Origin of the sequence: Pusillimonas sp. SM2304 (genome assembly GCF_031628915.1) — a bacterium.
GTDB lineage: Bacteria > Pseudomonadota > Gammaproteobacteria > Burkholderiales > Burkholderiaceae_B > Pusillimonas_C.
Genome location: NZ_JAVLUJ010000003.1, coordinates 684,433 through 709,485, shown reverse-complemented (window position 1 = coordinate 709,485; position 25,053 = coordinate 684,433). Strand labels below are relative to the sequence as shown.

28 protein-coding genes and 1 pseudogene are annotated in these 25,053 nt (G+C 60.3%); 11 read left to right on the top strand and 18 right to left on the bottom strand.

Annotated elements, in window-relative coordinates; genetic code table 11:
- Nucleotides 1-74 precede the first annotated feature (74 nt).
- Nucleotides 75-602 (top strand): RadC family protein, encoded by a 528-nt coding sequence (locus RE432_RS18210; RefSeq protein WP_164878371.1) that lies wholly within the window; start codon nucleotides 75-77, stop codon nucleotides 600-602.
- 639 nt (nucleotides 603-1,241) lie between these two features.
- A complete protein-coding gene (locus tag RE432_RS18205) occupies nucleotides 1,242-1,556 on the top strand; it encodes a DUF736 domain-containing protein (RefSeq protein ID WP_310934943.1) in 315 nt (104 codons plus the stop codon).
- 78 nt (nucleotides 1,557-1,634) lie between these two features.
- On the opposite strand, the gene RE432_RS18200 is transcribed toward RE432_RS18205, so the two are convergent.
- Nucleotides 1,635-1,925, bottom strand: a complete 291-nt coding sequence (locus RE432_RS18200; RefSeq protein ID WP_310934942.1) for a helix-turn-helix transcriptional regulator — start codon at nucleotides 1,923-1,925, stop codon at nucleotides 1,635-1,637.
- A gap of 264 nt (nucleotides 1,926-2,189) precedes the next feature.
- Here RE432_RS18200 and RE432_RS18195 point away from each other — a divergent pair, with 264 nt between their 5' ends.
- From RE432_RS18195 to RE432_RS18180, 4 genes are all read left to right on the top strand, one after another.
- On the top strand, nucleotides 2,190-2,540 hold the full coding sequence (locus tag RE432_RS18195; RefSeq protein ID WP_118994203.1) for a DUF2958 domain-containing protein: 351 nt from the start codon (nucleotides 2,190-2,192) through the stop codon (nucleotides 2,538-2,540).
- 370 nt (nucleotides 2,541-2,910) lie between these two features.
- A complete protein-coding gene (locus tag RE432_RS18190; RefSeq protein ID WP_118994204.1) occupies nucleotides 2,911-3,717 on the top strand; it encodes a DUF2285 domain-containing protein in 807 nt (268 codons plus the stop codon).
- Between the two features lie 83 nt (nucleotides 3,718-3,800).
- Entirely contained in the window at nucleotides 3,801-4,085 is a 285-nt protein-coding gene (locus RE432_RS18185) for a helix-turn-helix domain-containing protein (RefSeq protein WP_310934941.1), read from the top strand.
- Between the two features lie 26 nt (nucleotides 4,086-4,111).
- Nucleotides 4,112-4,972 carry a replication initiator protein A gene (locus RE432_RS18180; protein WP_310934940.1) on the top strand — a complete coding sequence of 287 codons (861 nt, stop codon included), beginning with the start codon at nucleotides 4,112-4,114 and terminating at the stop codon, nucleotides 4,970-4,972.
- 174 nt (nucleotides 4,973-5,146) lie between these two features.
- Here RE432_RS18180 and RE432_RS18175 read toward each other — a convergent pair whose 3' ends face one another.
- A complete protein-coding gene (locus RE432_RS18175; protein WP_310934939.1) occupies nucleotides 5,147-5,287 on the bottom strand; it encodes a hypothetical protein in 141 nt (46 codons plus the stop codon).
- On the opposite strand from RE432_RS18175, the gene parA reads away from it, so the two are divergent.
- The 5 genes from parA to RE432_RS18150 all read left to right on the top strand — a co-directional run bounded on the left by parA (nucleotide 5,286) and on the right by RE432_RS18150 (nucleotide 9,807).
- Nucleotides 5,286-5,924 carry a ParA family partition ATPase gene (gene parA, locus RE432_RS18170; protein WP_310934938.1) on the top strand — a complete coding sequence of 213 codons (639 nt, stop codon included), beginning with the start codon at nucleotides 5,286-5,288 and terminating at the stop codon, nucleotides 5,922-5,924. The two genes, RE432_RS18175 and parA, sit on opposite strands and share 2 nt — an antisense overlap.
- Nucleotides 5,921-6,205 (top strand): chromosome partitioning protein ParB, encoded by a 285-nt coding sequence (locus RE432_RS18165; RefSeq protein ID WP_310934937.1) that lies wholly within the window; start codon nucleotides 5,921-5,923, stop codon nucleotides 6,203-6,205. Before parA ends, RE432_RS18165 begins: the two co-directional genes overlap by 4 nt.
- Nucleotides 6,202-6,747 (top strand): DUF2840 domain-containing protein, encoded by a 546-nt coding sequence (locus RE432_RS18160; protein ID WP_118994207.1) that lies wholly within the window; start codon nucleotides 6,202-6,204, stop codon nucleotides 6,745-6,747. The genes RE432_RS18165 and RE432_RS18160 overlap by 4 nt, the downstream gene beginning before the upstream one ends.
- Nucleotides 6,744-7,343, top strand: a complete 600-nt coding sequence (locus RE432_RS18155; RefSeq protein WP_118994208.1) for a S26 family signal peptidase — start codon at nucleotides 6,744-6,746, stop codon at nucleotides 7,341-7,343. The genes RE432_RS18160 and RE432_RS18155 overlap by 4 nt, the downstream gene beginning before the upstream one ends.
- A 460-nt stretch (nucleotides 7,344-7,803) precedes the next feature.
- Nucleotides 7,804-9,807 (top strand): relaxase/mobilization nuclease and DUF3363 domain-containing protein, encoded by a 2,004-nt coding sequence (locus RE432_RS18150; RefSeq protein WP_310934936.1) that lies wholly within the window; start codon nucleotides 7,804-7,806, stop codon nucleotides 9,805-9,807.
- Nucleotides 9,808-9,822: 15 nt separating this feature from the next.
- Here the strand turns inward: RE432_RS18150 and RE432_RS18145 are convergent.
- The 16 genes and pseudogenes from RE432_RS18145 to RE432_RS18070 form a co-directional block, all read right to left on the bottom strand.
- Nucleotides 9,823-10,395: pseudogene (locus RE432_RS18145) on the bottom strand (LysR substrate-binding domain-containing protein); the annotation flags it as partial.
- A gap of 92 nt (nucleotides 10,396-10,487) precedes the next feature.
- Entirely contained in the window at nucleotides 10,488-11,336 is an 849-nt protein-coding gene (gene ccmI, locus RE432_RS18140; RefSeq protein ID WP_118994212.1) for a c-type cytochrome biogenesis protein CcmI, read from the bottom strand.
- Nucleotides 11,333-11,800: a cytochrome c-type biogenesis protein gene (locus RE432_RS18135; RefSeq protein ID WP_118994213.1), complete on the bottom strand. Its 468-nt coding sequence runs from the start codon at nucleotides 11,798-11,800 to the stop codon at nucleotides 11,333-11,335. Before RE432_RS18135 ends, ccmI begins: the two co-directional genes overlap by 4 nt.
- Nucleotides 11,797-12,321 (bottom strand): DsbE family thiol:disulfide interchange protein, encoded by a 525-nt coding sequence (locus RE432_RS18130; protein ID WP_118994214.1) that lies wholly within the window; start codon nucleotides 12,319-12,321, stop codon nucleotides 11,797-11,799. Before RE432_RS18130 ends, RE432_RS18135 begins: the two co-directional genes overlap by 4 nt.
- Entirely contained in the window at nucleotides 12,318-14,279 is a 1,962-nt protein-coding gene (locus RE432_RS18125; RefSeq protein ID WP_310935218.1) for a heme lyase CcmF/NrfE family subunit, read from the bottom strand. The genes RE432_RS18130 and RE432_RS18125 overlap by 4 nt, the downstream gene beginning before the upstream one ends.
- 5 nt (nucleotides 14,280-14,284) lie before the next feature.
- The gene (ccmE, locus tag RE432_RS18120) at nucleotides 14,285-14,725 is read right to left on the bottom strand and encodes a cytochrome c maturation protein CcmE (RefSeq protein WP_310934935.1); all 441 of its coding nucleotides are present in this window, start codon (nucleotides 14,723-14,725) and stop codon (nucleotides 14,285-14,287) included.
- A 175-nt stretch (nucleotides 14,726-14,900) separates the two neighbouring features.
- Nucleotides 14,901-15,638: a heme ABC transporter permease CcmC gene (ccmC, locus tag RE432_RS18115; protein WP_310934934.1), complete on the bottom strand. Its 738-nt coding sequence runs from the start codon at nucleotides 15,636-15,638 to the stop codon at nucleotides 14,901-14,903.
- 10 nt (nucleotides 15,639-15,648) lie between these two features.
- Nucleotides 15,649-16,332, bottom strand: coding sequence for a heme exporter protein CcmB (gene ccmB / locus RE432_RS18110; RefSeq protein WP_310934933.1), 684 nt, complete (start codon nucleotides 16,330-16,332; stop codon nucleotides 15,649-15,651).
- Nucleotides 16,329-16,943, bottom strand: a complete 615-nt coding sequence (ccmA, locus tag RE432_RS18105) for a cytochrome c biogenesis heme-transporting ATPase CcmA (RefSeq protein ID WP_310934932.1) — start codon at nucleotides 16,941-16,943, stop codon at nucleotides 16,329-16,331. Before ccmA ends, ccmB begins: the two co-directional genes overlap by 4 nt.
- A gap of 239 nt (nucleotides 16,944-17,182) precedes the next feature.
- Nucleotides 17,183-18,136, bottom strand: coding sequence for a thioredoxin-disulfide reductase (gene trxB / locus RE432_RS18100; RefSeq protein WP_310934931.1), 954 nt, complete (start codon nucleotides 18,134-18,136; stop codon nucleotides 17,183-17,185).
- Nucleotides 18,137-18,140: 4 nt separating this feature from the next.
- On the bottom strand, nucleotides 18,141-18,458 hold the full coding sequence (trxA, locus tag RE432_RS18095; protein ID WP_310934930.1) for a thioredoxin: 318 nt from the start codon (nucleotides 18,456-18,458) through the stop codon (nucleotides 18,141-18,143).
- A gap of 55 nt (nucleotides 18,459-18,513) precedes the next feature.
- Nucleotides 18,514-20,760 (bottom strand): cation-translocating P-type ATPase, encoded by a 2,247-nt coding sequence (locus RE432_RS18090; RefSeq protein ID WP_310934929.1) that lies wholly within the window; start codon nucleotides 20,758-20,760, stop codon nucleotides 18,514-18,516.
- Nucleotides 20,761-20,767: 7 nt separating this feature from the next.
- Nucleotides 20,768-21,874 carry a c-type cytochrome gene (locus tag RE432_RS18085; RefSeq protein ID WP_310934928.1) on the bottom strand — a complete coding sequence of 369 codons (1,107 nt, stop codon included), beginning with the start codon at nucleotides 21,872-21,874 and terminating at the stop codon, nucleotides 20,768-20,770.
- A gap of 15 nt (nucleotides 21,875-21,889) precedes the next feature.
- A complete protein-coding gene (locus RE432_RS18080; protein WP_310934927.1) occupies nucleotides 21,890-22,726 on the bottom strand; it encodes a c-type cytochrome in 837 nt (278 codons plus the stop codon).
- Nucleotides 22,716-23,366, bottom strand: a complete 651-nt coding sequence (locus RE432_RS18075; RefSeq protein ID WP_118994223.1) for a cbb3-type cytochrome c oxidase subunit II — start codon at nucleotides 23,364-23,366, stop codon at nucleotides 22,716-22,718. The genes RE432_RS18080 and RE432_RS18075 overlap by 11 nt, the downstream gene beginning before the upstream one ends.
- Nucleotides 23,363-24,958 carry a cbb3-type cytochrome c oxidase subunit I gene (locus RE432_RS18070; RefSeq protein ID WP_310935217.1) on the bottom strand — a complete coding sequence of 532 codons (1,596 nt, stop codon included), beginning with the start codon at nucleotides 24,956-24,958 and terminating at the stop codon, nucleotides 23,363-23,365. The genes RE432_RS18075 and RE432_RS18070 overlap by 4 nt, the downstream gene beginning before the upstream one ends.
- Nucleotides 24,959-25,053 lie beyond the last annotated feature (95 nt).

The following is a 25,053-nucleotide window of genomic DNA, read 5'->3' as shown; positions in this document are numbered from 1 at the left end:
TTTGACCCTTGAAACCTGCGCTGCGCCATGCCTTCGGGTTCCGGGCAATCCCGCCCTGAACACTGGAGAGCATCATGAACAACACCATCGCCGCACTGAGCTATGACAACATGGACGAGACATACGCTCTGTATGTACGCAGTCCCAGCGGCCGCTACAAGCTGGCCAGCGACGAGCAGATTCTGGCGGCGGGCCGCACGGCTGCGGAAAGCCTGGTTTCCCAATCGTCGCCGGTCGATCAGCCGACCAAGGTGAAGCAGTTTTTTCAGGCCAAGCTGGCCGGGCTGGGACACGAATGCGCCGCCTTCCTGTATCTAGACTCACGTTTCAAGCCGATTCGCTATATCGAGCAGGGGTCGGGCACGTTGAGTCAGGCCAGCGTCTATCCCCGCGAGATCGTTAAGACGGCGCTGCGTCTGAACGCAGCCGCGCTCATCATGGCGCATAACCATCCGTCGGGTTCAACCGAGCCAAGCATGGCGGATCTGAACCTGACCAAACATCTGAAAAACGCGCTGGCGATGGTAGACGTACGGCTTCTCGATCATGTCCTCGTGACGGCGGCAAGCACAACCTCACTGGCAGAGCGGGGGCAACTGTAAAGCTCCGACAACAGCACAGGGCGTTACGTCCTGTGCGGTTGTCAGATAAGCAGGGTCAAGCGTTTGACGCTTCTTCTATATAGCGCCCCGCCAAAGGCGGCGCGGGCAAGACTACGCCTGGACTGGCTGGCGCAGGTTGCACGCACGCGTGCCGTCCTCGAAGCTGGCAGTTGTTTGTCTGGGTATCACGAGTGGCGGTTCATCGACACACCGCCCAGCCTGGCTTATGGAACTTCCACACCGCGCCTTCAAAGGCAGCGCCGCAGCGTGCGGCGGGGATGTTTGCGCCCCACATCGGCAGCTTGGTTCTTGCCCGCATCAGGGCGCTGGCCGGTCGAGCGGGTATGCGGAGAAACCGAGTTCGCCACCTCTCTTTGCAGGACGGTCGGCCTGTACGTCCTTGTCTTGTCGTGAATCCTGGCGGGGGACGGCAAGCCTTCGGGCTTATTGGTCGCAACCGTCCAGCACAAACAATTTCCCCGCCGCCGCGGGCGGCTTCCTCGCGGGACAAATTCTTTGTGCTTCCCGGCCCTTCACGTTGTTACGGCCGCTGGCGCGGTGCGGCCCGCCCACCCCCGCCGACCGGATCACAACAAGGACGCACTGGCGCGACCTTGATTTCCTGAAAGGAGAATCATCATGGCCAACATCGGCACCTTCACCGCAGACAAAGACGGCTACACCGGCACCCTGCGCACCCTGACGCTCAACGTCAAGGTCAAGCTGGTTGCCAACGACAAGGGCGAAAACGACAAAGCCCCCGACTTCCGCTTGCAGGCGGCGAGTCATGACATCGGCGCGGCGTGGAAGAAAACCAGCGAGGCCGGGCGGGAATACTTGTCGGTAACTCTGGATGACCCCTCGTTCCCGGCCACCGTCTATGCCCGCCTGATCGAAGGTGAGGACGGTACGCATGATCTGCTCTGGACGCGCAGCAAGCCACAAGTGGTTTAAACCACCGCGCCCCGCCCTTTGGCGGGGCGCATATCCACCCAAAGGCCCATGGCTGCGCAGCCGCCACAGACCTTATCGTTAGACCTTACCTTCGGTAAGTTGGTGTTCTGTTTGAGTCATGAGCACTGCCGTGCTGCATTCCAGCGCACTGGCGATCTTGAAGATGATCGCCAGCGTCGGCATGTGCTCGCCACGCTCGATCTTGCCCAGGTGCGAGCGTTCAATACCCGCGAGATTCGCCAGCATTTCCTGGGCAATGCCGCGTTCCGTGCGCAGCGCACGCACCGCACTGCCGAAGGCCTGGGCCAGTTCGGCATCAAAGGTGGTGGCGCCGGGTGGCCGACCGCGCTGTATGGGACGCTTTTGCATAGACACAAGCGTCGTTTGGCGGCACAATTAAAACCACGTTATCTTTAACTCATTCATCCAGATTTCAGCTTTTTCTTGTGTAATGACGCAAACCCGTCAAGGTGGATTCCTTTTAAAGCGCAGATGCGCAAGCGTGCTTTTCAGGGCTTGCGCACAATCGGCATTACGATTGCCCGCTTTTACGGATTCGAGACAAACCGCTTTCGGGTCTTCGCACAAATGCACAAAGGCAGATCAGCGGTTTTACGTTTTGGCAGAGCACACGTGAACCTTTCACTCATCACCGACGACGAACGCGCACAACTGCTCGCTCACGGGCAGGCCCGCGCTGCGGGCCAGCGTATCGACCCGCCGCCGGTCGTGCGGCTTTTCACGCCGGACGCGCATGCGACCTGGCTGCTGACCGCACTCGATCCGGCTGATGGCGACACGGCGTATGGGCTGATCGACCTGGGGATAGGCATGCCGGCGCTGGGCACTGTGCAGCTTTCCGCCTTGGCCTCCATCGTCGGCCCACGCAAGCAGCCCGTGATGCGCGACCGCTATTTCCAGGCGGTGCGCCCGCTCTCGGAATACGTGCGCCTGGCGCAAGAAAACGGTTCGATCACGGATTAACAGGCAGTCGCAATACGAGCCGCGCAGCCCATCTCATCCAGGCGCATTGTGACTATTTCAGTCATGTTCAAGACCGTGACGGTCTGAATCATGAGTCTTGCATGAATACGCGACGGCCCAGACTTAAATAGTCATGATCTTCTGCGCGAAATGCGGCAGGGTCATGGATGCTGCTTGCTGATTCTTCAGCGGTGCCATCATCGCATTCTGATCACTGGTGCAATGGTTAAGACGCAATCGGACTTGATGTTTTTAGTTTCATTTTATGCGATTGGTAGTTAAATCTTAACGTATTGAAACTGGCTTGTGTTTATTGGCTCGTGTTTATTTTCCGATGGTGCTGCCCCGCTGAGTCAAAGGGGGTTGCGTCATGGCCGATTCGCTCGCCAAGCACTGGCATCCGGTTGCCGCGTATCTCTACATCCTGCACTTGGATGGCCCGGCGCTGGCCTGGGAATATCTGCGCCGCCATCCTGATTACCGGCAAGATTGGCTGCGCCATTCCCAGCAGCCGGAAGCCGCGCAGCCCACGGCGCAGCGCTGGGGCTTGCGCCTGCTGGAAGACCCCGCCCTGGATGCGCGTGACGCACATCCGATCTGGTTCCCTAATTCTCATGGCGTTCATCTTTACCCGGACGCCGACCCCATGCCGGGTGCCACGCTATTCACGCTCTGGCGCATCCCCGGTGACAAATCCCTGATTCACGACGGTGTACGCCTGGTGCTGCGGGTGCGTTGGCCGGGTAGCTGCCTGCGGCTGGCGGTGGCCCCTGGCCTGGCAGACGGCATGGCCTACGTCTATGCCGTGCGCGCCGGCGCCGATCTTCTTGCGCACGCGCAAGCGCTCACGCTGGAAATGAACAATCTGGCTCTGGTCAACGACGCCGTTCCCATTGCCGTGGTGCGGCCCCGGCCCGCCTTGTCGGCCTTGCAGGAACTGCACACCTTGCAAGCGCTCGACGCGACCCTGGCGGGTGCGTCCTTGCGCGACATCGCCGAAGGGCTGTTTGGCTCCAAGGCGGTGGCCCGCGACTGGCATGCCGATGGCGCTATGCGCGCTCGCATGCGCCGCCTGGTTCGGCGAGGCGATGCGCTGATGCGCGGCGGCTACCGCCGCCTGGCACAGTTGCCCGAGCCTGTACAGGGACGATCTTCATCCCCTGCAAAACGTCCCTGAGCAAGTCGCCCGGCTTTGTTGAGACTGTCTCCATCCGGCAGCGCTGGTGCCGCCGGTTCTACCGAACGATGGAGGTTCATGTCATGCGACCCGCTCCCTTACGACCTGCCGCCGCACCCATTGCCCCGCCCGCGCAGCCCCAACGCTACTTGACCAACGACGAAGCCGCCCAGTACCTGCGCCTGTCGCCGCGCACGCTGGAAAAGCAGCGCGTGATCGGCGGCGGGCCGACGTTTCGCAAATTCGGCCGGCGCGTCATGTATGCGGTGGCCGACCTGGACACCTGGGCTGATGCGCGCAGCTACGAGGCGACCTCCGACCCGGAGTACGCCCAGCGCCATGCGGGTGATTATCGTGACGGCCGCTGAGCGTTCGGGTGCCGGCGGCCATCGCCATGTCCAGTCCCTCGCAGTCATCACGGCTGCGACCCCCGCCGCAGCGCGAACAACTGGCGTTGTTCCGCGCACTACCGGGCGAAGACATGGCGCCGCGCGATGCTCAGGATTTGATGGCCTATCCCTTTTTCTCGTTGGCGAAGTCGCGGCGCGTTGCGCCCATCGACTTTCGCAGCGGCAATATCACCATCCGCGTGGAGGGGACAGCCGAACATGGCATTGCCACGATCTGGGATGCCGACATTCTGATCTGGGCCGCCAGTCAGATCGTGCAAGCTCGCGATGCGGGCATCCGCAGCTCACGGTTGATGCAGGTGCGTCCCTACGAGATCCTGCGCTTCATTGGGCGCGGTACGTCCTTGCGCGACTACCAGCGCCTGAAAGCCGCCCTCGACCGTCTGCAATCGACCAGCGTGGCCACATCCATCCGCGAAACCACGGGGCGGCGGCTGCACCGCTTCTCGTGGATCAACGAATGGAAGGAGCTGGCCGATGCCGACGGCAAGCCGCTGGGCATCGAACTGATTCTGCCGGACTGGTTCTATGCCGGGGTGATGGATGCGGCCCTGGTGCTGACCATCGACCCGGCATACTTCCGCCTGACGGGCGGCATCGAACGCTGGCTGTACCGCCTGGTGCGCAAGCACGGCGGCAAGCAGCCGGACGGCTGGCAATTCGACTTCCGGCACCTGTACCGCAAATCAGGCAGCGTAGCCCGCTTCTACGACTTTGCCGCCGACTTGCGTGCCTTGGTTGCGCGCCAATCGCTGCCGGGCTACGTCCTGGGCATCGAACTCATACCGGAGGACAAAACCGAACTGCTCACGTTCCGGCCCGTGCCGCCCACGGCACGGGGATAAGTCTGTGGGTAAGCTGTGAATATCCTGTGGATAGTGTCGTGCTATCAGGCAACGGAACACTCGTGCTATCAGGCAACAGATCCTCGTGCTATCAGGCAACAAAAACGGCCGAAACCCCGCGCCATAGCTGGCTTTGCGCGCCCCTTAACTTACCTAACTTAACTACTCTAACTTTTAATAGAGAAGCACAATGTCAGTGGGCAATTTCCAAAAACCAACAATCGGGGCGGTCTGAACAGCAAAATCAGCCGAAGCACCATGCCCGTCTGGCAAGGCAAAAACAGACAGGCATTCCAGGTGGGAGGGCTGCGCCATGATTATTGCCTTGCTCAACCAGAAAGGGGGCGCCGGCAAGACCACACTCGCCACCCACATCGCTGGAGAACTCGCGCTGCGCGGTCAGCAGGTCATCCTGCTGGACGCCGACCCGCAAGGCTCATCCCTGGACTGGACGCAACGCAGAAGCCAGCAAGGGCTACCAAGGCTGTTCAGCGCCGTGGGCCTGGCCCGCGAAACACTGCATCAGGAAGCGCCAGAGCTGGCCAGGCGGGCCGATCATGTCGTGATCGACGGGCCGCCACGCATCGCCGCCCTGGCGCGCTCCGCGCTGCTGGCGGCCGACTATGTGCTGATTCCCGTTCAGCCCAGCCCTTACGACTTGTGGGCCAGCGCCGAGATGGTGGCGCTGATTCGCGAGGCCCAGGTGTTCCGGCCCGCCTTGCAAGCGGCCTTTGTCATCAATCGACGGGTCAGCACCACCGTCATTGGGCGCGAAGCGCGCCAGGCGCTCGCCGACCAGCCGCTGCCGACGCTGCGCGCCGAGGTCCGGCAAAGAATCGTCTTTGCCGACAGCGTGGCCGCCGGGCGGCTGGCACGCGAGACAGCGCCCGACAGCGCGGCGGCGCGTGAAATCACCGCGCTGGTCGATGAACTGCTGCGGTGGCCGACATGACAGCGAGGCTGCCACCGAACAGCAAACGCCCGGCCAAGCGCGTCGGAATAGGTATGCGTCCGCCCGTGAATCCACACGCCGAGGCGTGGATTCGCCAGGGCGACGCCGGCGCACTGAACAAGGGCGACTGCTACACCGCCCGCCTGACGCTGGACATCACCCCCGCGCTGCGCGCACGCATCAAGGTGTCGGCCTTCACGCAAGGCGTGACCGTGGCCGACCTGCTGCGCGGTCTGCTGGAGCGCGAGTTTCCAGAACATCGCAAAGAGGACACGCCATGAATACATCCGCTTCGCCTGCTTTTGGCGCGGCGACGGCGGCATCGCTGCCGCTATCCGCCACGCTTGCCAACCAAGCCAACAGCGTGCCGCTGACGCGGGTGGCGCTCGCCACGATCGAACCGCATTTCAATCTCTATCTGCGTTTTGGCGAACCGGCACATATGATCCGGCTGGATCGCTGGCGGCGCTGGGCGGTGTTTATGCCGGGCGTGATGTTCTGCCGCGTCCGCTGGCAGGCCAACGATTACGGCACGGTACGCTGGCAGCTCATGGTAATGCAGGCTTGCACACCGTTGGACGCGGCGCAGCGCATTCCCGGCGTGCAGCCCGGTGCGCGTTTGCTGCTGAACGTCGAAGGTAATCATCCAGTTCGTTCTGTGCTGGAGCGCATTGACGCCATCGAGGCGCTGGGCATCGTGCCCGCCGCTACATCGCCAGCGTACTGGCGCACGCTGGGCAACCGTTTGGCGGCCCGCCTGGCGTTGCCCGAATACACCATTGAGCGGCACACTGCCTGGCTGGCTGGGAGGGCGCTGTCATGACCCCCGATTCCACCACCGCCCGCACACCCGAAGTCGCGCCGTTTCCTCGCTCACGCGTGCGCGCTCGCATCGTCCTGGCGGGCTTCGCCGCCGTTGGCCTCGCGGCGCTCGCCTGGGCGACGTTCGTGCAGCCGCTACCGCGCCTGATCTACAACCCGTCCAGCAGCGTTCCGGCCGGCTGGTATCGCGTCAAACCATTCCAACATCAGTCCGGTTCGCTGCCCCGTCGGCTGGAAGTGGGCAGTATTGTTCTGACTCGATTGCCTGCTGACGCCGCCGTACTGGCCGCGCAGCGCGGCTACCTGCCCGCACATATCCCGCTGCTCAAACGTGTGGGCGCCGTCGCGCCGCAGCACGTCTGCATTATCGACGGTCAGGTGCGTATCGACGGCGTGCCGGTGGCCGCCGCACTGCCTGCCGACCGGCTAGGCCGGCCGCTGCCCTTCTGGCCGCATTGCCGACCACTCCTTGAGAGCGAACTGTTCCTGCTGAGCGCCACACATCCGGCGTCGTTCGACAGCCGTTATTTCGGCCCGGTCAGCGCATCCGGCGTGATTGGCGTCGCGCATCCGATCTGGCTGGAGACACATCCATGATGGCCGCCGATTCGCTGCACGTTGCCGTGCATCTCATCGTGCCATCGGGCATGCTGTTCCGGCTGCTGCCGCCGTGTCGTCGCGCGTGCAGCACGGGCGCATTCGCGCCGCGCCTCGCGCAACATCCGGCGCAGCCGTCCAACGAGCAGGCGTCTTGCCTCGAACGCGCCCGGCCTGCGGCCATTGGCGCGTTCGCCGGCGGGCTGGCTGTCGGCAGCACAGCGCTGCCGGACCGCCGACGCCCGGAGCGAAAGCGACAGGCAAAGGCGGAAGGCAAGACAAAAGGGGGCGGCACACAGCCGCCCGCAAAGCCAGTCTGCACGTGGGGGTGGCGCGGCACGACGCGGCGTTGCCGTCGTGCCGCTGGGGGCGCGAGGCTCGCGCCAAGAGAGGGCTTGCCGCGTGCTTCACACGACCGGCTACGCCGCAGCTTCAGTCAGAACTTACAGAAAGCGTAGCCATGAGCGACCGCCGCGATGATGATTTCCGGGTGCGCCCCAGCGCCCCGAAGAACCGGGGCAAGGGTCAAGGCCAAGGTTTTATTTCCAAGGTGCTCAAGCAGACCGGCAAGGCCAGCGGGGGCAAATCCTCGATGCGTCATTCCGCAGCCGGTAGCCGTGGCGCACGCACCGGTCAGCGTCCCGGCGCACGCCTGGGTCGCGGCCATACGGCGGCGCGCTTCGCAGGCGCCAATCTCACGCCATTCTCGCGGCGCGTGACCATTAAGACGCTGCTGGTCAATCAGCAACGTGCCAGCCCACAGTCGCTTGCCAAGCACCTGCGCTACATCGAGCGTGACGGCGCGGGCCGCAATGGCGAGCCAGGCCAAGCCTATGGGCCACAGACGGACGTCGCCGATCTGGATGCCTTCAAGGAACGCTGCGCAGACGACCGGCATCATTTCCGCTTCATTGTCTCGCCCGAAGATGGCGCGGAGCTGGATGACCTGCGCACCTACACCCGGCATCTGGTGAACCGCATGGAAGCCGACCTGGGCACGCGCCTGGATTGGGTGGCGGTGGATCACTGGAATACCGACAACCCGCACACCCACCTGATCGTGCGCGGGCGCGACGAGACCGGTCAAGACCTCATCATTGCGGGCGACTATATCGCCCAGGGCTTGCGTCATCGCGCTTCTGAGCTGGCGACCGAATGGCTGGGGCCGCGCACCGAGCTGGAAATCCAGCAGGCCATGCAGCGCGAAGTGGAGCAGGAACGGTGGACGAGCCTGGATCGCACCCTGCAACGTGAGATTGGAGAGGATGGACGGGTGCAGATCCAACGCTTCAATGAGCCGACATTGCAACGCCAGCGCCTGTTGCTGATCGGTCGCCTGCAACGCTTGCAGCGCCTAGGGCTGGCCGATGAAATACAGCCCGGCACCTGGGCCATGCACACCGACGCTGAAAAAATCTTGCGCGCCCTGAGCGAGCGGGGCGACATTATCCGCACCATGCAGCGGGCCATGAGCGGAAAACAACGCGAACTTGCCGTATTCGAGCCGGGCCAAGATGATGATGGAGGTGGACGCGTCATCGTTGGGCGCGTGGCGGCCAAGGGGCTGGATGATGAGCTGCGCGACCGGGGCTATCTGGTGATCGACGGCGTGGACGGCAAGGCCCATTACGTTGCACTCAATGCTCGCGACGAACCGGCCAACTATCCAACCGGCGCGGTGGTGGAAGTGAAGGGTTCCGCCGACATTCGAGCGGCTGACCGCAACATCGTGGAACTGGCAAGCGACGGTTTGTATCGTATCGATCACCACCTTGCTATTGAGCAAGGTCGCGCCAAAGCTGGTCGCGACCCGCAGGAAGTCGTCGCGGCGCATGTTCGCCGGCTGGAAGCCCTGCGCCGCGCCGGAATTGTGGAGCGCGTGGCTGATGGACTATGGAAAGTACCGCGTGACCTCCCCGAACGTGGCCGCCAGTATGACGCGCAGCGGCAGGGAGGTGTGGCGGTGGAACTGAAATCACACCTTCCCATCGAGCGGCAAACTCGCGTGATTGGGGCCACCTGGCTTGATCACCAGTTGATTGGCCGCGGCAAGGGGCTGGAGGATATGGGTTTTGGTGGCGAGGCCAAACAAGCCATGCAGCAGCGCGCCGACTTCCTCGAAGAGCAAGGACTGGCCCAGCGGCGCGGGCAGCGCGTGATCCTGGCGGGCAATCTGCTGAGCACGCTGCGCAATCGGGAACTGGCGCGGGCTGCCAAGGACATTGCCGCCGAAACCGGTCTGGAGCATCGGCCCGTGGCTGATGGGCAGCGCGTGGCCGGTATCTACCGACGCTCAATCATGCTCGTCAGCGGGCGTTACGCGATGCTTGATGACGGCATGGGGTTCAGTCTGGTGCCGTGGCGACCGGTGATCGAGCAGCGGCTGGGCCAGCAGATCGCCGCAACAGTGCATGGCGGTGGGGTGTCGTGGGAGATTGGGCGACAGCGCAGCCCTTCCGTTTGAAATTTTACTTTGTGATTAGTCATCCGCCTCAGTGATTAACCACTCCCTGAATGCCGCTAGTGTGGGTAGATTGGCGCACTCGGGTCGGTAAACGATGTAATAAGAGGCATTCAACGCTAAGCTGATGTCTGGGAATAGCCTCACGAGGCGCCCGCTCGACAGATCGTCGCGGGCCATGATGCTGCGTGCGAGCGCGATGCCATGCCCCTCAATAGCTGCCTGCAGCACGGCTGCAGAGTTATTGAGGGGCATGCCGCGATGGATCGTCGCTGTGTCGCTAACGCCGGCTTTCTTCATCCATTCCTCCCAGGTCGGGAAGCCCGCATGGCCGGCCATCGTCAAGTCATGGATCAGCGTTTCGCGAATTAGATTACTTGGCTTGCGTAGTTGCCTGAACTGATGCAGCAGCTCAGGGGAGCATACGGGAAAAGCTTCTTCATCCATGAGCTTGTCGGCCTTCAGGCCTGGCCAGTCCCCCATGCCGTAGCGCACACCGATATCGATGCGCTGGGCTGCGAAGCCTACCGATTTGTGGTTGGTGTCCAAGCGTACATCGATGTCCGGACAAGCTGTCTGGAATCGATCTACCGAGAAGAAGTGCAGTCCCCGGGCTTATATGCGAGAAACCGATTAGCTGGTTTGAAGGCGATTTCCAAGCGAGTTCGAAGTATGCTGATGGGTTATGGAGAGGCGGCACCAGCACTTCGTCGAGCCATATCAATGCCATTTAGTACCGCCTGGGCCGCTTCCGAACCGGCCGGGAACTGTTCTAGTAATTGTTGCCAATAGCCAATGGCCGCCTGATATTCGCCGCGCTCGAATGCAGCCCTTCCCGCCAAGGTGAGGGCGAATGGTTCGTCCGGGTCGAGGGTAAGGGCGCGGTCAAGTAGTCGCGTCGCTTCTTGGGTAAATCCGCTTGCGCTGCTGCGTGCGATCACTTCGGCATATTCCGCCAGGGAAAGCGGGTCCGCCTCGATGATGGGAGCAGCTTTGGAAAAAGCTTGGGCTGCATCTGCATATCTTCCAAAGTATCGATAAGAGCGGCCCAACATCAGCCAGCCCTCGGGATCGTCCGGATTTTCTTTCAGGCGCGCCTCTAGAGATTCCACCATCTTCTGCACATCAGCCTGAGTCATTGTGGCAGCACTGGGAGCTGGGGCGGGCCGCGTTGCGGCCGGGCTGCCAAGGTATGCGTACACCAGCAGGGCGGCCACAGGCAAGACGATGCCCACTACCGCGGCTGCTCGTCGGCTGTTATGCGCACCGGTAGCGGGAGCCGAGCCAGGTATCGCCTCATCCAGCGCGCGGCGCTGCAACTCTTGCTTGGCCACGGAAAAATCGTGCTCGGATAGTGTACGGTTTGCGACGTCTCCTTCCAATTCAGCCAATTGATCGCGCAAAACTGTTGCGTTGACCGAGTGATGCCCGATCTCATCACCTTGGCCTGGGCCGCGCCAAAGGGCGCGGCCGAGCCACAATGCCACCGTTGCGCAAAGCAACGACACAATGCCAGCGAAGAGCAAGCTCATGATGAATTACCTTTTGAATGAGTTTCGCTGGTGCTGCGCTGTAAAAGGGCGTCAGCCATGCGTTGTTCGTCATCGTCAAGCGGGTCAGGCGCGGCGTTTCTATTTCGGCGCCGCAGTGTCATGGCGAGCACCAGGAGCCCGCCCACCATCAGCAGCATGGGTCCGAGCCACAGAAAGAGCGTGGTAGCTTTCAATGGCGGCCGATAGAGTATGAAGTCGCCATACCGCGCCACCAGGAAATCCTGAATCTGAGCTTCTGACCGTCCCGCCTTGATCTGATTACGAATCAGCTCCCGTATGTCCCTCGCAAAGTCAGCGCGCGAGGCAGCAATTGATTCGTTCTGGCACACTAGGCAGCGCAACTCGGTGGCGATATCCAGCATTCGCGCCTCAATCGCGCTGCCGTTGCTCCAGACGGGATGGCAAACCGATGCGCAAAGCAGCAACAGCCATATGCGCTTCATTTTTGCAGCTCTCGAACCAGGGGCAGGATGGTGTCGCGAGCATCGCCGAAGCTGACCGCGCCGATATGCTTGTAGCGGATGACACCCTGTTTATCGATGATATATGTTTCCGGCACGCCATAAACACCATAGTCGATACCGACGACGCCTTCGGGATCTGTGATCACTGCTTCATAGGCATCGCCATGGCGCTGTAGCCAGGCGATTGCATCATCAGCCATATCCTTGTAATTCAGACCGACAATCGACAATCCGTGGGTGGTCGACAAATCGGTAATGACGGGGTGCTCTTCAAGGCAGGGCGGGCACCACGAGGCCCAGACATTCAGCAGCCACACCTTGCCGTCCATGGATTGCGGCGAGAATGTTTCGTCCGGGGCTGCCAACTTGGGCAAGCTAAAGACGGGTGCCGGTTTGCCGATAAGCGGAGAAGGCACTTCACTGGGCTTCAACGTCAAGCCGATAGCCAATAGGCCTATCAGTAACAGCAGTCCGGCCAAAGGCCAAAAAAAACGATTCATGCGTCAACTCCATGGGCAGCCGTGTCTGTTTGGCGCCGGCGGCGTTTAAGCCGGTAGCGTCGATCGCTGATGGCCAACAGCCCGCCAAGTGCCATCAAGATACAGCCGATCCAGATCCAATCGACAAACGGCTTGAAGTAGACCCGCACGCTCCACGATCCACCGCCCAGAGGTTCCCCCAAGGAGACGTACACGTGCCGCAGGCCGTTGGCGTCAATGGCCGCTTCCGTCATCGGCATGTCCGATGAAAAGTAATCGCGTTTCTCGGGATGGAGTGTGCGCAGCGCTTTGCCGTTCTTTGAGAGCAGCACGTCGCCAATTTCCGCCTCGTAGTTGGGGCCTGTTGCCTTGGTGACCCCGCGGAACGTCAAGTCATAGCTTCCCGCCTGCACCGTAGCGCCGGGTTCCATGCGTAGGTCTTGTTCGGTTTCATACCCCATGACTAGCGTGACGCCCGTGACAAACACGGCAATGCCCAAATGAGCCAGATGCATTCCCAGCCAGCTGCGCGGCTGTTTCAGCGGGCCACTGCGGGTGGCGCGCACACGTTGCATCACGCCGATGGCCACCGACGCCGCGATCCAGGCCGCCAGGCCCAGTCCCAGCGCTATCAGCACAGACCATCGCCCCAGCAAGAGCGGGGCACCGATGCCGACGATCAGCGCTATCCATGCGGGATGCAGAAGCTGCTTTGTCAAGGCCGCGATTTTCGCCGATTTCCAGTTGGCTGCGGGCCCTATGGCCATAAGCAGCAGGGCGGGAATCATCAGCGGCACGAAGATGGCATTGAAGTACGGGGGACCGACCGAAATCTTGCCTAGGTCGAAGCCGTCGAGCAGCAGCGGATACAGGGTTCCGAGGGTTACGGCGCCGGCCGCTGCAGCCAGCAGCACATTGTTCACCAGCAAGAGAGTCTCGCGCGACACCAATGAGAATTGGCCGCCTGTGCTTACTTTGGGGGCGCGCAGAGCAAAGAGCACTAATGATGCTCCCACCACAACAGCAAAAAGAATGAGCAGGAACACGCCTCTTCGGGGATCGGTGGCAAAGGCGTGCACGGACGTCAGCACACCCGAACGCACTAGAAAGGCCCCCAGCAGGGAAAATGAGAACGTACAGATGGCAAGGAGCACTGTCCAGTTCTTGAAGCTGCCGCGTTTTTCCGTCACGGCCAAGGAGTGAATCAGGGCAGTGCCGACAAGCCAGGGGATGAAGGACGAGTTTTCCACGGGATCCCAGAACCACCATCCGCCCCATCCGAGTTCGTAATAGGCCCACCAGCTACCCAGGGCGATGCCCAGTGTCAGAAACAACCAGGCAGCCGTAGCCCAGGGCCGGGACCATCGCGCCCAGGCAGAATCCAATTTTCCGGCCAGTAAGGCGGCCACGGCAAATGCGAAAGCCACCGAGAACCCGACATACCCCATATACAGTAAAGGTGGATGAAGTATCAGGCCGATATCCTGCAGTAGCGGATTCAAGTCCATCCCCTCCATGACGGGAGGCATCAGCCGCTCGAACGGATTGGAAGTTGCCAGTACAAACAGCAGAAATCCGACGGTGACCAAGCCCAGCACGCCCAGTACGCGCGCCACCATAGCCTCGGGCAGTTGTCTTGAAAAAAAGCTTACGGCAAACGCCCATCCGGTTTGCATCAGCAGCCACAACAGCAGCGACCCTTCGTGTCCACCCCACGTCGCGGCGATTCGATAGAACCAGGGAAGTTGAGAGTTGGAGTTCTGTGCCACGTAGAGAACTGAAAAGTCGTTGGCGAAGAACGACCCGCCAAGCGCGATAAAGCTGATGGACACCAAAAGAAACTGAGCGCGTGCGGCGGGACGCGCGAGGGCGATCCAGGCGGCATTGCCACGCGCGGCGCCCGCAAGGGCCATGCTGGCCTGCGCTAGCGCCACGAATAGTGCGAGGATTAGTGAGAAATGTCCGATCTCGGGAAGCATGACGATCATGGCCTCCCTGCATTGGTGGCTTTCTCGGCTTCGTTCAATGCATGCTGAGCTTCGGGAGGCATGTAGTTTTCATCGTGCTTTGCCAGTACCTCCTGGGCCAGGAACCGGCCGCCAGGCTCAAGCCTGCCTTGCGCCACTACACCCTTGCCTTCGCTGAAGAGGTCGGGGAGTATGCCCGTGTAGCTAACGGGTACCGTCTTGGCGTTGTCGGTCACGACGAACTGCACGGTTAGGCCGTCACGCCGTACGCTGCCCGCTTGCACGATCCCCCCGACGCGGAAGAGGCGTTCCTGGGGAGCCTCCCCCGCATTGACCTGCGTAGGAGTAAAGAAGAACACAAGATTATTCTGGAATGCATTGAGGACGAGCGCCGTCGCAATGGCGATGGCGGCCAGCCCGCCTCCAATGAGCAGGATGCGTTGATGGCGCTTCTTCATTGGACTGCCTTTTTTTGCATGCGCTGCTCGCGAACTGCTTGCAGCAGCGCTGATCTACGGCGCCGTCCAAGAAGCATCTGTTCGGCGCACACAGCGATGATGGACATTCCCATGGCGCCCCATACGTATGCACCATAGCCGCCCATGGCCAGGAATTCAGTTGGACTTGACCATGTCATTCTTTCATCTCCTTCAATTCGTTCAGCCACCCGGCATGGCGCTCGCGCTCCAGAATTATGCAGCGCATACGTCTTAGTGCGGTGGCGATGGTGTACGCCCATGCGGCCAGGGCCATGAGCAGCATGCCGGCTAGCATGATCGTTGCCATGGACGGAGCGCGTGTCAGCGAGACCGAGGCCCCCTGATGCAGGGTGCTCCACCACTGGACCGAGAAATAGATAATCGGAATGTTCACCACGCCGACAAGAGCCAGCACGGCGGCGGCCTTGTCGCCGCGCCGAGGGTCGTCCACGGCCGACTGGAGCGCAATGAAGGCCATGTACAAGAAGAACAGAATCAGTTCTGAGGTCAGGCGCGCATCCCACACCCACCAGGCTCCCCACATGGGCTTGCCCCACAAGGCGCCGGTCCATAGGGAGAGAAAGGTGAACATGGCGCCGGTGGGGGCCAGGGCCGATGCCATCATGGCCGACAGGCGGCTGTTGAGAACCAGCCCCACTGCGGCCCAGAAAGCCATCACCAAATAGATGAACATCGACATCCATGAGGCGGGCACATGCACGAAGATAATGCGGTATCCCTCGCCTTGCTGGGCGTCGGTGGGCGCCATGAAGAAACCTGCGTATAACCCCGCCGCAGTCAACAGGACGGCGGCTGTGCCAAACCACGGGATCAGGCGTCCGGCAAGCGGATAAAACGTTCTTGGCGATGCATATTTGAACCAGTTGATCATCTGCTTTTCATTACTCCAGCGCAATCTTCAGCGCGGCAGCCGTCGCCCAAGGAGCAAAAAACGCGGCCAGCACCAACATCGCTCCCAGCAGCGAAATATTCGCGCCTGTGCGTGCCCCGCCGGTGGCGACGTCAACAGCGGCCGTGCCAAAAATCAACACCGGTACGTAAAGCGGCAAAATCAGCAGTGTCAGCAGCACGCTGTTGCTGCGCAAGCCCAATGTCAGGCTGGCTCCAATCGCTCCAAGCAGGCTCAGCACCGGGGTGCCGAGCAATAACGAGGCTGTCAGCGCGTATAGAGATGAAGGCGGCAAGTCGAATTGCAGTGCCAAAAATGGCGCCAGCAGTGTCAGCGGCAGGCCGGTCAACAGCCAGTACGCGACGACTTTGCCCAATATCAGTACGCCCAACGGAGCGGGGGACAGGAGCAGTTGCTCCAGGGTCCCGTCCAGATAATCCCGTTCAAACAGGCGATTCAACGATATCAAGGTGGCCAGCAATGCGGCAATCCAGAGAATGCCGGGCGCAATCTGTCTGAGCATGTCTCGTTCAGCGCCAACGCCCAATGGAATCAAGCTGACCACGATGACAAAGAACGAAAGCGAAGTCAGGACTTCGGACTTGCAACGCATGGCGACTTTTAAATCATGTTTGATCACTCCATGGAAAGAAGCCAGCCCCAGGGGCGCACTCATGTGCTTATCCGCATGTGATACGTCGCATGCTTCAGTTTCATCTCATGATGCGTCGTGACAGCGGCTATTCCGCCACGGCACAGGTGCCGGTCTATCGTTTCCGTCACCCATTGGGCGGCTTTGCTGTCCAAGGCGGTCAAAGGTTCGTCCAATACCCACAAAGGGCGTTTTTGCAGTATTAATTTGGCTAGGTTCACTCGACGCTTCTGTCCTTGGGACAAGAGCCGCGTTGGGAGATTTTCCTTGCCTTGCAATCCCACCTGATGCAATGCTGTGTGTATCGCACTTTCGCTGGACGTTTCATTCGCCAGGGTCAAGGCAAACTTCAGGTTTTCCTCTGCATTAAGTTCTTCCTTCAATCCTGAGAGGTGGCCCGCGTAAATGAGTTGAGATCGGTATTCTTCATCCAATGGCTTGATCTTGCGCCCATGCCAGTACAGTGCACCGGCGGCGGGGGCTGCCAGCCCCACAAGCACGCGGAGCAAACTCGTTTTTCCACTACCGTTGTCGCCATGAATCACCAGGCATTCGCCGGCCTTGAGATGAAAGTTCAGGCCATTGAACAAGCCGCGATCACCACGTACACATTCTAGGTTGAGAGCTTTGAGCAACTTCACCTCTATTTACGGAATTACTGCCAGTCGAGAAAGCCCAGCTCGTGTTGATTCACACACGTTGCCGGGCGCATTCGTATGGGCAATGACGCATTCGATTGGGCAGGTCATTGCACACGATACGTCAACTCGATTAAGTCAGCGTTAAGGGCGCAGTGGCCGTATGTAATTCCGGTTTCAGCCTTTGGGCCGGTTTGAACTGGCAGAGGCTGTCAGGTTTGCTTCTATTCGCAGAGTCACACGAAAGGCGGCTGATCCAAAAACCGCTCTGCGTCCAGCGCCGCCATGCAGCCGAATCCGGCGGACGTGATGGCTTGACGATAATGTTGATCGGTCACATCGCCAGCGGCGAACACGCCTTCCACTGACGTCTGTGTCACATTTCCGCCAAGTCCCGAATTGATTTCTAGGTAGCCGTTGTTCATGGCCAACTGCCCCTCGAATAGCGCGGTATTAGGATGATGGCCGATAGCTACAAAGAAACCCTGTGCATCGATGTCGCGAGTGCTGTCGTCGGATACCGACTTGATTCGCACGCCGGTAACGCCCGTATCGTTGCCGAGCACTTCATCAATGGTGTGGTGCCAGACGGGTTCAATCTTTCCCATATCAGCTTTCTCGAACAGCTTATGCTGAATGATCTTTTCGGCGCGTAACGTATCGCGGCGATGAATCAGATAGACCTTGCGGGCAATGTTGGACAGATATAGTGCTTCCTCGACTGCTGTGTTGCCGCCGCCGACCACTACCACGTCCTGCTTTCTGTAGAAGAAGCCGTCGCAGGTGGCACAGGCCGACACGCCGCGGCCCATAAATTTTTTTTCTGACTCAAGCCCCGGGTACTTAGCTGTTGCGCCGGTCGCGATGATGAGAGCGTCACAAGTGTACTCGCCACTGTCGCCGACAAGTTTAAAGGGACGTCGCGACAAGTCGCTGGTGTGGATGTGATCGAACACCACTTCCGTATCGAAGCGCTCGGCATGTGCCTGCATGCGGCTCATCAACTCCGGCCCCACCAAGCCGTGTGCGTCGCCTGGCCAATTATCGACCTCTGTAGTAGTCATCAACTGACCACCTTGCTGTAAGCCAGTAATGACCATGGGCCTAAGATTTGCTCGTGCAGCATAGACTGCGGCGGTCCATCCCGCAGGGCCTGAACCAAGGATAATGAGAGAACGGTGCGTGCTCATTCGATCACTCCAAGTGTTGCTTGACGAAATTGTTCAATTGCGCCTTTCCAATCGCCCCTACCGTTCGGTCCACGAGTGAGCCGTTCTTGAATATCAGCACTGCGGGTATGCTCTGAACCTCGAAGCGATGCGCCAATTCCGGTGCATGATCAACGTTGATCTCGCCGAATTGGGCATCGTCGGCCATGTCACTGGCGGCTTGCTTGAATGTGGGCGACATGGCCCGGCATGGTCCACACCATTCAGCCCAGAAGCGCACAACGTGTACGCCGGATAGGCTAATGGCGGTATCAAAATTTTCGGAGGTGAGTTCTTTGATCATGAATAAATTTCCAGGCAAGAAGGATGAAGGTTTGGCGGTGCTGCTCAATGAGCGGCTAAGCCAGACCGTTGGACTGAAATGGACGAGCAGAATTACCGAGGACCGTCATGCTGCTTAGAAGCATGGCGACGGCGGCCGCGCCGGGGGTAACGCCGATATGCAAGAACAACGCAACGATTGCAACGTTGTAGATGATCGAGAAAAAGAGGTTTTGACGGATTCGCCGCATGATGTGGCGGGCCATTTGACGTGCCAGGACCACTTGGCTCATGCCGCCTCGCGTGATCACCACGCCTGAGGCCGTGACGGCGATGGCATTTGCACCAGTGACGGCTACACCGCAGCCGGCCGCAGCAAGGACCAGCGTGTCGTTGATGCCGTCGCCGACAAAAACAGTGTCATGCCCATGTTTCTGAAGGATTGCGACTTTGTCGTCCGGCTTGCTGGCTGCGTGAACGTGCTTCGGCGCAAAGCCGAGTTTTTCACCCACCCAGTTTGCCGCCATGGCGTGATCGCCCGTTACCAGCAGAGTTCGACAGCCTTCTTTACGCAGGAAGTTCAAGGACTTCAGCGAATCGGCCCGGATATTGTCTTGCAGTTCGATTTTGCCTTCCCATCGCCCGTTACGGGAAATATGCACTGTGGCGCTTGGTGCTGGGCCTGTTGCTGGATCAGCGGCTGCTTCCTCCTTCTCGGTGCAGCGCACGCCCTGCCGCTCCAGCCACTTGACGGCTCCGATCAGCCATGTCGCTCCATCGGGCGCGATATAACGTACGCCGGCCGGATGCCGCTCCACAAGGGGCGTCAGGGGCAGATCTTCGATTCCACGAGAACGAGCATGCTGGACGATGGCGTTGGCCACAGGATGGGCAACGCCTGTTTCCGCGTTCGCGACGACTCGTAGGAGGTCGTCGGGCGCCAGGTGCTCGCTTGTCATGCGCGCCACTGTCAATTGCCCCGTCGTGAGCGTTCCCGTCTTGTCAAACGCAAATGTGCGGCCTCGCGCCAGGGCTTCGACACTGGCGGGATCCCTGAACAGGATGCCGGCGCGCGAAGCGCGAGCACTGCCTGCCGAGAATGCCAGCGGCAGGGCAAGCCCGACGGCGCAGGGGCAAGCCGCGACGAGTACCGAGAGCGAGGCTAGTAATGCGTGATCGACGGCCATACCCATCCAGAGGTGGCGCATCAGCGCAAGCAGCGATATCGCGCCCGCCACTGGAAGTAGCCATCGGGAAAATCGTTCGGCGAGTTTTGACGTCGAGGACTTCGCGCCGAACAGCTCAAGCATGCGCAGGCCCAGTTTATCGGCATATCTTTCGCCTTGAGCCTTTTCCACCCGCAGCACTAATGGGGCCTGCAGATTCACCATGCCGGCATGCAGGTAGTCGCCGGTGCTGCGCTCCAGCGGCAGAGATTCTCCCGTCAGCAAAGACGTGTCTACCTGCGACGCGCCCTTTTCTATGAACCCGTCGACAGGTACGCGTTCGCCAGCGAGCACGTAAACTAAAGAGCCCGCCTGGGCCGACTCCAGCGCAACGATTTTTTTATTTCCGTCAGGCTGGACGATGCGTGCCGTTTCCGGCATGAGCTGGCGCAGGGCGTCGATCGCTACCATGTTGTGCTTGCGTGCTTGGATCTCGATCAGCCGCCCCACCAACAGGAATGTGATGAGCATCGTGGCGGCATCGACGTATACGGCGGGCGAATTTCGAGTAAGGTTCCATAGCGACAGCAATAAGGAGCCCCAGACGCCGAGCGATATGAGGGCATCCATGCCGGGAACTCCGGCTCGCACGGTTTTCCAGCCCGCCCGATAAAAATCGAGGCCGCTGTATAGAACCACCGGCACGCTGAAAATGGTTGCGGTCCAGCCTACCAGCAAGGCATCGATACCGGCCACGGCCTCGATGCCAAAGTAAAGCATCCAGGATCCCAGCATGCTCCACATGCCGAAGAAGGCGGCAACGATCAACTGCAGCCGTATCCGCGATGTTTGTTTTTCCAGGGATAGGTTCACCTCGTTGTCGTCCAGCAGCGGCGACATTTCGTAGCCTAGGCCCTGCACCCGATCAAAAAGCTTTTGAAAATCGAAGCGCGCCGGTTCCCACCGAACTAAGGCGGAGCCGGAGGTGAAATTTACGTTGCTCTCCAGCACTCCCGGCGCTTTATCGATGACGCGCTGCACCGCCATGGCGCAACTGGCGCAGAACATGCCGCGCACGGAAAAAATCATGCGTCCGGCGGGGCGCAGCGACTCTAGGTCCAATGTGTTGGCCGCGGCGGCCGTTGTCGTCGACTGCATGACGTGATCAGTCCTCTTGTTCCGTACCCCCGCCGACGACCTTCCCGTTGACTTCCTTGCCGTAGAAGCTTTCCTCGCCATCGTGGAATTCGACGCGCGCCTCTTCGAGGGTGCCGGTCTGACGGGGATCCTTGGGGCGTTCATGGCTGTCGACGAAAGCAGCAACGTCCCAAGCTTCCTGGTCGGTCAGCGAGAATGGCTTGCCCAGCGGCATGTTGGCCTTGATGAAGCCGGCGGCCGTATCGATGCGCGCCATGCCCGCGCCCCAGTTGTAGGAGTTCGGGCCCCAGAGCGGGGGAAACACCACGCCGCTGTCGGGATCGCGCTGGCCCTGGCCATCCGCGCCATGGCACAGGGCGCAGTTCTGCGCGTAGACCGTCTGTCCGCGCATTACGTCGTAGTCTTCTTCGGGCTTTTTGAGCTTGGGATAGCCTGAACCGGGTAATTTCTCTCCAGTGGACGCACCATCGGCCATCCAATAGAAGTAGGTCGTCAGGTCGCGGTAGATATCGCTCCCGGCTGGTGGAGGCTGGCCCGACGGCGAGCCCTGTGCATTCATTGAGTACGTGAAGCAGCCCTTAATGCGGTCCTCAAGAGTGCTGATTGACTTTGTCTTGCTTCGGTACGCTGGATAACGCACATAGGCGCCCCACATAGGAGCTGAGTTTTCTCGGCGTCCGGCATCAAGGTGACAATTGACGCAAGCGAGCGTATTACCGACGTGCTCAGACACCATGGTTGACGGTTCCATGAAGATGGCGCGGCCTCGCTTGACGGCATCGCCGTAGGGACCGTCAGGAATACTGTCCTCCGATGGAGGGGAGTAATAGCCGTCGGCACCGACTGGCATGCCGGCTGTGGGCGCAGCCCTGTCTGCTTGGTGTGTCTTGCGGTCGGACTCCATGGCTTCACGTGTGTAGACCTGGCTGCCGATCTGGGTAATGCCGCCTTTCTCGGAAGTGAAAGAGAACGACATCAGGCCGCTGTCATGAATCAGGTAGCCGGCGCCGAACAACAGGATGCCCAGTCCCGCGCTCCAGGCTAACCGCCGGGCGCCTGACATCCGCTTGCGTATGCCCGGCTCCGGCCGGTTAGAGGAATGGTTTTGTGTCATCTTGGCTCTCTATGCTTACTTGACAGTGTCGTCGCGGTCTCCCGGCAAGGACGCCGCGTAATTGGATACCGCATACAGATCCTGGTAGGACAGTCGGCTCGCGATGTCGTCCATTAAGGATTGCGGTGAGTTGTGCCGGTGGCCACCTTTCCAGGCGGCCAATTGGCTGAACAAGTATTCGGGCTGTTGCGCAGCCAGGGGCGGGAAGGAGACACCCACGCCTTGTCCCTGGTCTCCGTGGCAACTGACGCATGCAGGCACGTCCAGTTTCCAGTCGCCTTTTTCGAACAGCAGGCGGCCTCTCTCCATGTCGGCATCAGAGTGCGGCAGCATCAACTGGGGGACGGGCAGGCTCGCATAGTAGGCAGTCACTTCCGCAATATCTTGAGCCGATAGTTCGCGCGCCACGTAGTGCATGGACTCATTGATGCGCTCGTCGGAAGCGAAGTCGCGCAACTGCTTGGCCAGGTATTCCTTTGAAAGGCCGGCAAGACGGGGGGTGTTGCCGGCACCCTCGCCCTGATCACCATGGCAGGATGCACAGCTCCACACGCTACCTCGGCCGGCATGGACCAGCTCGGGTGCATCCTGCGTCGCGATGGGGGCAGGCACGGCGGGCGTCACCGGCGCGACCGGGCCACCGGCGACCGTATCGGGCGAGCCGGAGTCCGTCCATGGAGCCAGGTCGCTCAGATAGATGCCGACGCCGGCCAGCGCTAGGGCGATGAGCACCGCCAGCAGGAAGATGGGAATCGGGCGGGGTGGCTCCCAAGGTTCGAATGTGGGATCGATGTCGTCGACACGGGGCGTTGTCGAGTGGTGATTGGTTTTCATGGCGTTCCTAACCCGCATGCCCGTCTGCCGCTGTTTCCGGACGGTGGTCATATCCGCGGTCCCTTTTCTGCAATTCCTCGTGGCTGGCCGGATAGGTGCGATCCAGGCTGAGCAGGTATTCGACGAGATCCAGCGCTTCTTTGCGAGCCACGACCACCCGGCCGCCCGGAGGCTGGAACTGGGCAGGCAGGCGCACCACGACGTCGTCCTGCGCAGCTTCATCCTTCACGTCGAACATATAGGGATATGAAGGCATGATGCTCCAGTCGAAGATGGCGCGCGGCTGGTACAGGTGCGTCAGATGCCAATCGCGGCTTTTCAGGCGGGCACCGACGTTGAGCAGGTCGGGGCCGGTACGCATGGTGCCCAGCAGGTGGGGCGTGTCATAGAAATAGTCTCCTGGTGTCGAGGCGCGGCCCCAGCCGCGGGCGCCGTCGAATAGTGTTTGGCCTGTGGAACGGGGCTGCTGGCTGTGGCAGTAGATACAACCGTTGGCGACGTACTGCTGGCGTCCGAACAACTGCTGCTCGGTGTAGGGCTGGAGCTGCGCCGGCGGTTGCGACGTGCGAAGCTGCCAGGCGGGCAGAATCACCAGCATCAGTGTGGCGAGCAGCAAGACGCCAATTGCACCAATGAGAAGAGGCAAAAGTTTGTTCATGATGCTTTCACAGGAGCAAACGTATCGACGGGCTTGATGCTCGATTCTTTTTTCAGCAGCAGCAAGGCGAAATGTGCGGCAAAGACGAAGTGGCCCAAGGTCATCAACGTGCCGCCGATGGATCGGCCTTCAAGATAAGGAATCATCGATCGGGTGATTTCGGCAAAGCTCGATCCCGGATCCATCAACCCCATGCCTTGCAGGACGCCAGCGATGGTCAGGGAGACGAAGTAGATCGTGAATCCGACCACCACCAGCCAGAAATGCGTTTGCACCAGCTTCGGGTAGGGCCAGCGCCGGCCAACGATGTGCGGCATCATGTAATAGAGAGTGCCAAACAGCACAAGCGATACGAAGCCATAGGCGCCCAGGTGCGCGTGCCCGACGGTGTAATGGGTGAAGTGAGTGATCGAGTTGACCGAACGTATTGCCTCGATTGAGCCCTGAAAGGAAGAGAGGGTGTACATCAGCGCGCCGATCCATACGAACCGGAGCGACATTGACTGCTTGAACGCCCACATGTTGGTGGCGACAGTGACGTGCTGGTTGATCGCAACGGCGATCACCGGCACAAACATCATGATGCTATGGACGACGGACAGCGTCACCGCCCACGTCGGGATCGGTCCGCCCATCAGGTGGTGGATGCCGACCTGGCTGTAGAACAACGCCAGGCTCCAAAAGCCGAGGAGCGAGACGTTGTATGAATACACCGGTTTGCCGATGATCTTGGGAATAATGTAGTAGGCCATGCCAACGCCCATGGGCGTCAGCCACAATCCCAGCACGTTATGGGCGAACCACCAATTTACTGTCGCCTGCTGGGCGCCCACGTGCAGGCCGGGTATGTTCGCCACCAGGAACAAGAAGGGAAACCACACCATGCCGGCTAAGAAATACCAGCCAGACACATAGATGTGACGTGATTTCCGCCGTGCAGCAGTCTCAATCGCAGGCCAGGCAAGGAAGAAACCGCCCAATGCAAGCACCAAGTCGATTTGCCATGGGAATTCCAGCCACTCAATGCCATCGGACCAGCCGTTAGCGACGGCGATGGTCCCACCCAGAACACCCAGTGTCCAAAGAAAGGCCCCAAGATAGGCCATATTGGGCCGTCGAAGGGGCGTGTGGAAGATTCGTGGCAACAGCCATAAAGCCACGCCGATGCCTGTGACCGAAAGCCAGCCATAGGCAACGATATTCAGATGTAGTGTGCGTGCACGGCCAAAAGTGATCTGCGCAACATCCGCGAGCCAATCTGGCCAGTGCAGCTTCAAGGACGCAATGACGCCGAACGTTGATCCTATCAGTAGCCAGAGAATGCCAGCCGTGATCAGAACCAGAACAGGGCCTTTCCCAGCGTGATCGATACCAGCCCGCAATACGTCAAAGCGATGTGATTCGGCCTCGTTCTTTTTACCGAAAGAGGCGCTGTCATCAGGATGGCCGAGCTCTCCCTCCATGAAAATGGTGGAGGCCTCCGCCTTGCCGACGAAGATCAGCTTGTTGGCAACAGCCCAGACGAGAATGCCCAGCGCCACCAGTGAGGCGACAAAGCTTGTCGCTAACAAAGTTCCCAGTATAGGTGTCATCGCATACGTGTCCGCTTTCATGGCGGCTGCATCGGGTAACGTCGTAATCAGGTACGGCTTCAGGAGGTAGGTGGCGATCCAGATTAAATGCAGCC

Bases quoted from the DNA above. Each gene is read 5' to 3' on its own strand.
- RE432_RS18210 (WP_164878371.1), top strand. From the start codon at position 75: ATGAACAACACCATCGCCGCACTGAGCTATGACAACATGGACGAGACA.
- RE432_RS18205 (WP_310934943.1), top strand. From the start codon at position 1,242: ATGGCCAACATCGGCACCTTCACCGCAGACAAAGACGGCTACACCGGC.
- RE432_RS18200 (WP_310934942.1), bottom strand. From the start codon at position 1,925: ATGCAAAAGCGTCCCATACAGCGCGGTCGGCCACCCGGCGCCACCACC.
- RE432_RS18190 (WP_118994204.1), top strand. From the start codon at position 2,911: ATGGCCGATTCGCTCGCCAAGCACTGGCATCCGGTTGCCGCGTATCTC.
- RE432_RS18185 (WP_310934941.1), top strand. From the start codon at position 3,801: ATGCGACCCGCTCCCTTACGACCTGCCGCCGCACCCATTGCCCCGCCC.
- RE432_RS18180 (WP_310934940.1), top strand. From the start codon at position 4,112: ATGTCCAGTCCCTCGCAGTCATCACGGCTGCGACCCCCGCCGCAGCGC.
- parA (WP_310934938.1), top strand. From the start codon at position 5,286: ATGATTATTGCCTTGCTCAACCAGAAAGGGGGCGCCGGCAAGACCACA.
- RE432_RS18175 (WP_310934939.1), bottom strand. From the start codon at position 5,287: ATGGCGCAGCCCTCCCACCTGGAATGCCTGTCTGTTTTTGCCTTGCCA.
- RE432_RS18165 (WP_310934937.1), top strand. From the start codon at position 5,921: ATGACAGCGAGGCTGCCACCGAACAGCAAACGCCCGGCCAAGCGCGTC.
- RE432_RS18160 (WP_118994207.1), top strand. From the start codon at position 6,202: ATGAATACATCCGCTTCGCCTGCTTTTGGCGCGGCGACGGCGGCATCG.
- RE432_RS18155 (WP_118994208.1), top strand. From the start codon at position 6,744: ATGACCCCCGATTCCACCACCGCCCGCACACCCGAAGTCGCGCCGTTT.
- RE432_RS18150 (WP_310934936.1), top strand. From the start codon at position 7,804: ATGAGCGACCGCCGCGATGATGATTTCCGGGTGCGCCCCAGCGCCCCG.
- ccmI (WP_118994212.1), bottom strand. From the start codon at position 11,336: ATGAGCTTGCTCTTCGCTGGCATTGTGTCGTTGCTTTGCGCAACGGTG.
- RE432_RS18135 (WP_118994213.1), bottom strand. From the start codon at position 11,800: ATGAAGCGCATATGGCTGTTGCTGCTTTGCGCATCGGTTTGCCATCCC.
- RE432_RS18130 (WP_118994214.1), bottom strand. From the start codon at position 12,321: ATGAATCGTTTTTTTTGGCCTTTGGCCGGACTGCTGTTACTGATAGGC.
- RE432_RS18125 (WP_310935218.1), bottom strand. From the start codon at position 14,279: ATGCTTCCCGAGATCGGACATTTCTCACTAATCCTCGCACTATTCGTG.
- ccmE (WP_310934935.1), bottom strand. From the start codon at position 14,725: ATGAAGAAGCGCCATCAACGCATCCTGCTCATTGGAGGCGGGCTGGCC.
- ccmC (WP_310934934.1), bottom strand. From the start codon at position 15,638: ATGATCAACTGGTTCAAATATGCATCGCCAAGAACGTTTTATCCGCTT.
- ccmB (WP_310934933.1), bottom strand. From the start codon at position 16,332: ATGAGTGCGCCCCTGGGGCTGGCTTCTTTCCATGGAGTGATCAAACAT.
- trxB (WP_310934931.1), bottom strand. From the start codon at position 18,136: ATGAGCACGCACCGTTCTCTCATTATCCTTGGTTCAGGCCCTGCGGGA.
- trxA (WP_310934930.1), bottom strand. From the start codon at position 18,458: ATGATCAAAGAACTCACCTCCGAAAATTTTGATACCGCCATTAGCCTA.
- RE432_RS18090 (WP_310934929.1), bottom strand. From the start codon at position 20,760: ATGCAGTCGACGACAACGGCCGCCGCGGCCAACACATTGGACCTAGAG.
- RE432_RS18085 (WP_310934928.1), bottom strand. From the start codon at position 21,874: ATGACACAAAACCATTCCTCTAACCGGCCGGAGCCGGGCATACGCAAG.
- RE432_RS18080 (WP_310934927.1), bottom strand. From the start codon at position 22,726: ATGCGGGTTAGGAACGCCATGAAAACCAATCACCACTCGACAACGCCC.
- RE432_RS18075 (WP_118994223.1), bottom strand. From the start codon at position 23,366: ATGAACAAACTTTTGCCTCTTCTCATTGGTGCAATTGGCGTCTTGCTG.
- RE432_RS18070 (WP_310935217.1), bottom strand. From the start codon at position 24,958: ATGACACCTATACTGGGAACTTTGTTAGCGACAAGCTTTGTCGCCTCA.